Source organism: Peribacillus sp. NPDC058002, assembly GCF_042886655.1.
Lineage (GTDB): Bacteria > Bacillota > Bacilli > Bacillales > DSM-1321 > Peribacillus > Peribacillus aracenensis.
Window position 1 is genome coordinate 1 of record NZ_JBHVQU010000251.1, and the last position, 4871, is coordinate 4871.

The following is a 4871-nucleotide window of genomic DNA, read 5'->3' on the forward strand; positions in this document are numbered from 1 at the left end:
CCAATCAACCTTAAATCGTTTCGTTTTAAAAACAACAATCTTTACGAAAAGAGCCTTTTGTATAAATTGAATGTTCCTGGTTTAACTTCCTAACAATAAACTTCACACCGTTTTACCCCCTCTCCTTTTTGGTATAATATGTAATGAACAACTTAAAATTTTTTATTTTGTAAACGAAGAAGTATAATGATGAAACCAAGGGGTGACATATGAGGGTCTTATTAGAATTGATACGTATCATACTAATATTCGGGATAGCCGGAACAATCATTTCGACCATTGTAAACGGCATATATACAAACATCGGAGTGAATCAGTATGGCTGGCAAGGCTCGATTGCCATTCTGCTTTTATTATTCGTCTGGTACAGAAATAAACTTCAGTTCAGTGGCTGGTATTCGGGAAAAGGGAAGGAAAAGCTCCCCAAAATTGCCTCACAAATCCTCATTCTGTGTTCAGTATTTTTGCTATGTACCCCGCCTGTTTTAAGTGTGCTGCAGATGATCTTTCATTAATCGGGATTCTATATCCTGGATAGAGCAGGAGTGAACGATTTGCGGAAATTGTTTAATATTGTGGTCCTCATACTCCTACTCTCTGGATTATGGTATGGATATGGTAAAGATATTCAGGAGTCTGGATTCAAAGCGGGGGCCAGTGCCTTTGCAACGGATGTCCGCTCCTTTATAACCGGGCCCGAGGTTACGACTGCCTTGGAAAAACTGAGTACTGGGGTCAGCAGTATCATCGGCTCGGTGACGGAAACATTGGATTCCGCTTCTGAAAAAGAATCGCAGGAAACAGAAAAAGTGAAAAAACCAGCACTGGAAGCACCTGCTGATGCTTCCTTCTCGGTCCATAATATTGAAATTGGCGACACGAAGGATGATGTAGAAAAATTGGCTGGTGAAGCTAAGCGGAATACGCGTAATGAATATGGCGTGGACTGGTTCGCCTATCACGAAAATTATCAAAATTTCTTCATGGTTGCCTACGATGACAACAATAAAGTTGTCGGTTTATATACGAATCAAGATTTGATTTCCTCGAAGGAAGGCATTAAACGCGGCACTCCCAAAGAAACCGTGACCGGGAAAATGGGGGAGCCTGTAACAAAACTGCTTAAAGGAAACGTCTATTACCAGATTCGAAGTGACAGCGGCGAATACGATATGTTTGAAATGGATAATAGCTATGTAACCATTTTTTATGACAAACATGAAAAAAATACAGTCACGGCAATCCAAATCATCGACGCAAAACTCGAAAAGCAAAAGAGCGGCTATTTTGCAGAAGCCGGCCCCGAATTAAAGAAGGGCTTTGAATATCAATTATTCGATTTGACCAATGCATCACGGGTCAATCATGATCTCTCAGTGCTTTCATGGGATAAACGAGTGAAGGTCACGGCACAGGATCATAGTAAAGATATGGCCGTTAATCAATACTTCAACCATACAAACCTTGAAGGAGAATCCCCGTTCGACCGGATGGAAGATGACAAAATCACTTTTCGAATGGCGGGGGAAAACCTGGCTGCCGGTCAGAATAGCAGTATTTTTGCCCATGAGGGCCTAATGAATTCCATTGGCCACAGGGAAAATAAATTGCAGAAGGATTTTAAATCGCTCGGTGTCGGAGTTGCCTTCGACGAGGAAAATAAACCATATTATACGGAAAACTATTTGACGAAATGAATAAAAAGCTGTGCATGGGAAAATCCAGCACAGCTTTTTCACACAAGAAAGGGCATCCATTAAAAAAAATGGATGCCCTTGTTTTAGATCACCAAACGAATAACCCAACGACCATGGCACTCAGCAAGGAAACAGCCATCCCGCTAACCAGCAATTTCCAAACATTCCTTCCGATGATGTTCGATTTCTCATCGTTGAGGATGGAATTGAACGTTCCATAAATCATGCCCACTGTACTGAAGTTGGCAAATGACGTCAGATAAGTGACAGCCACAGCAACTGTATGCGGAGGCAATGTACTGACTTTATCTTTTAAATCGAGCAAGGCAACGAACTCATTCGTGGCAAGCTTGATTCCCATCAATTGAGCGACGTACATGGCATCATGCCCAGATAGTCCAAGCAGGAATGCAAATGGACTAAAAATGACAGAGAAAATCTTTTGAATGGTCAAGCCATCCACAAAGAAACCGAAAATGCCGTTTACACTGGCCGTTAAGGCCACATAGCCGATAACCATTGCCATGATGACGAAGACCATTTTGGCCCCGACAAGCATACTGTTGGAAATGGTGGAAAAGAAATCTTTCCGTTCCTCTTTAGAAGGTACATAAACAACGTCTTCCTCTTTAGTGACGTCGACGGGATTCAGCATGTTTGCTATCAGCAAGGCATTTAAGCAGTTCAAAGGTATCGCTACAAAAACATAGGTTGCCGGTACCATGGAGAGGTAGGCGCCAATGATTGAACCACTGATGCTGCTCATGCTCATGATTCCAAATGTCAAAAGACGTTGATCCTTAATCGCACTGAGCTGCATGCGGAGAACGGCAAGTGCCTCGGTATTCCCTAGGAACATCATTTGGATCGAAAAGAAACTCTCAAGTTTTGGCAAACCGGATACTTTTGAGATGAGCCATCCCACTTTATCAATGATCCAGGTAAGTATACCGAAATACGATAAAACATCAAAAAACGTGATAATGAAGATAATTGGCATCAATGCGCTGAAAAAGAAATCCACATGTTCATTCGCCATAAGTGAAGGAAAGACAAAAGAAATTCCTTCATTCGCACATTCAATCAACCAGGTGAAGAATGAAGCGATCAGATTGATGACCCATGCCCCAATTTTAGTGGATAACATGAACCATGTGATAAGTAATTCGAGAACCAGCAAGGTAAGAATGGCTTTCCACTTAACGTTCCTTTTATTAGGTGAACAAAGGTAAACGATGCCCATTACAACCAAAACACCTAGTATATTCAATAAGAAATACATGATTTCATCCCCTTTGGATATATTATTTCCCATTCATTTTTTTATATAAAAAGCCCTCACCTTTTTACACTTTCAGCCGCAGGAAGAAAGTGTGAAAAAGTAAGAGCCTTCTTGAAATGTTTTGTGGATCAAGCCTGTTCAAGCCAACCAAAACCTGTTCATCTCTTCTATTTTCATACTTCCTTGTAGTCCGGCATTACGGCTGCCAGGTAGAAACTATCAGACCATCATCACTGATATTATACAAGGATATTTTTTTAATGAATTTCTCAGGAAAGATATCATTTTAAATCAGTTTATTTTTAATTACAATACGTTTCAAAGTTGTTATATTAATATAAATTTTTCGAAAACAGTCAAGGAAGTCTCCAAGTGGCCATGTTGGGTAATACTAATGAAGAAGCTGGCTTAAACCCTCCCAGTTGTTTCAATGCACCTTACTAACACAGGAAATAAGGACGTGAATTTTTGTGGATTTTTTTCATAGCCAGGAAACTCTTACTGCATTTGAGTGGACTTTAAGAGCCATCATATCCTTTTTCTTCCTAATTTTTTTGGTTAAATTGATGGGGCAACGGTCCATTTCCCAGTTAAGATTACTTGATTTCATAATGGCGTTAACTATTGGGAACATTCTTGCCCGCCCTTTGTCTGATGAACAGTCAGGCTTGAAGGGCTCAATGATCACGGCCTTTGCATTGGTCATCTTATATATAATCAGTTTGTTTATGAGCCTTAAGTGGGGGAAACTCCGTAGTTTTTTTGACTCCGCCCCTTTTCCGCTTATCGAAAATGGACAAATCATTTACAAAAGCCTATCAAGGGCCCGAATCTCCATCGATGATTTATTATCGGAGTTAAGAAAAGAAAAGGTCGAAGATATTCAAAAGGTATCCCTTGCACTATGGGAACCGGGCGGTACCATTTCATTGTTTTTATACCCTCAATATGAAGCGGTAACACCAGCAGATATGCACCTAGCAACAACTGACTTCAATTTTCCTAAAACGATTATTAAAGAAGGGACGATTGATTCTAAAGAATTAAATAGGGGCGGTAAAGACGAAGAATGGCTGAAAAAAGAAATCAAAACAACCTATAATGCCGACGTGAACGATATTTTATTGGCAACTCTTGATAATAACGATAACTTAAAGGTTTTTTTCTACAAAGAGCCAAAATAAAAACCCCTAAACATTGTGTAAAGCCTACGTATGCATGTAGGCTTATAACACGTCAACGTAAAGGGGATTTATTAACTCGCTTATTACTCCGACCAATTCAGTGTATTCAAGAACTTATAAACATCTTCATACACTTGATTACGTTCCTTACCCAATGTGATGATATGACCTGATTTTTCATACCATATCAAGTGTTTATGCTGCGTATCGACTTCATTGAAAATCGCTGTAGCACTCTCCGTATAGTCGGGATCATCCAAACGCCCTTGTAAAACAAGAGTTGGTGATGTGATCAAATCTAAATCTTCACCTGTCTCATTTATAATATTCAACACATCTTTTAGTTGAGGCATAGGCTCTTCTGCCAGCAGCTTCACTTCTGCAGCAATTTGGTCTGCATCTTTGCCCTCAAACTTCTTATAAGCCTGTGCATAATTGAGCAAGCGGTTCTTTTGTCGATCGATACTTTTTCCTTTCGTCGGAGCACACATTGAAACCACCCCTGTTACAGGCAATTCAATTCCCACTTTTAATGAGAAAACTCCTCCTAAAGAAATTCCCACAACAGCAATTTCCTCATAGCCTTCATCCTTAAGGAAATTATAACCATCAACTACATCTTTCCACCATTCCTTTGGACCTGTTTTAACAAGTTCCTCGGCTGATACTCCGTGCCCACTATAAAGAGGTCCGTGGCAAGTATAGTCG

At 40.1% G+C, this 4871-nt stretch carries 5 protein-coding genes and 1 riboswitch; of the genes, 3 read left to right on the forward strand and 2 right to left on the reverse strand.

Annotated features, from left to right (window positions below):
• Positions 1-209 precede the first annotated feature (209 nt).
• A complete protein-coding gene (locus ACFVSH_RS22830; RefSeq protein ID WP_387600981.1) occupies positions 210-515 on the forward strand; it encodes a hypothetical protein in 306 nt (101 codons plus the stop codon).
• A gap of 30 nt (positions 516-545) precedes the next feature.
• A complete protein-coding gene (locus ACFVSH_RS22835; RefSeq protein WP_387707977.1) occupies positions 546-1697 on the forward strand; it encodes a CAP domain-containing protein in 1152 nt (383 codons plus the stop codon).
• An 88-nt stretch (positions 1698-1785) separates the two neighbouring features.
• Here ACFVSH_RS22835 and ACFVSH_RS22840 read toward each other — a convergent pair whose 3' ends face one another.
• Entirely contained in the window at positions 1786-2979 is a 1194-nt protein-coding gene (locus tag ACFVSH_RS22840; protein WP_387707979.1) for a nucleoside transporter C-terminal domain-containing protein, read from the reverse strand.
• A 166-nt stretch (positions 2980-3145) separates the two neighbouring features.
• Positions 3146-3246, reverse strand: a riboswitch (purine riboswitch).
• A gap of 203 nt (positions 3247-3449) precedes the next feature.
• Here ACFVSH_RS22840 and ACFVSH_RS22845 point away from each other — a divergent pair.
• Positions 3450-4163, forward strand: a complete 714-nt coding sequence (locus ACFVSH_RS22845; RefSeq protein ID WP_369619409.1) for a DUF421 domain-containing protein — start codon at positions 3450-3452, stop codon at positions 4161-4163.
• 83 nt (positions 4164-4246) lie between these two features.
• Here ACFVSH_RS22845 and ACFVSH_RS22850 read toward each other — a convergent pair.
• On the reverse strand, positions 4247-4871 hold a 625-nt coding region (locus tag ACFVSH_RS22850; RefSeq protein ID WP_387707982.1), incomplete at its 5' end, for an alpha/beta hydrolase.

Coding starts and splice junctions, on each gene's coding strand:
- ACFVSH_RS22830 (WP_387600981.1), top strand. CDS start 210: ATGAGGGTCTTATTAGAATTGATACGTATCATACTAATATTCGGGATA.
- ACFVSH_RS22840 (WP_387707979.1), bottom strand. CDS start 2,979: ATGTATTTCTTATTGAATATACTAGGTGTTTTGGTTGTAATGGGCATC.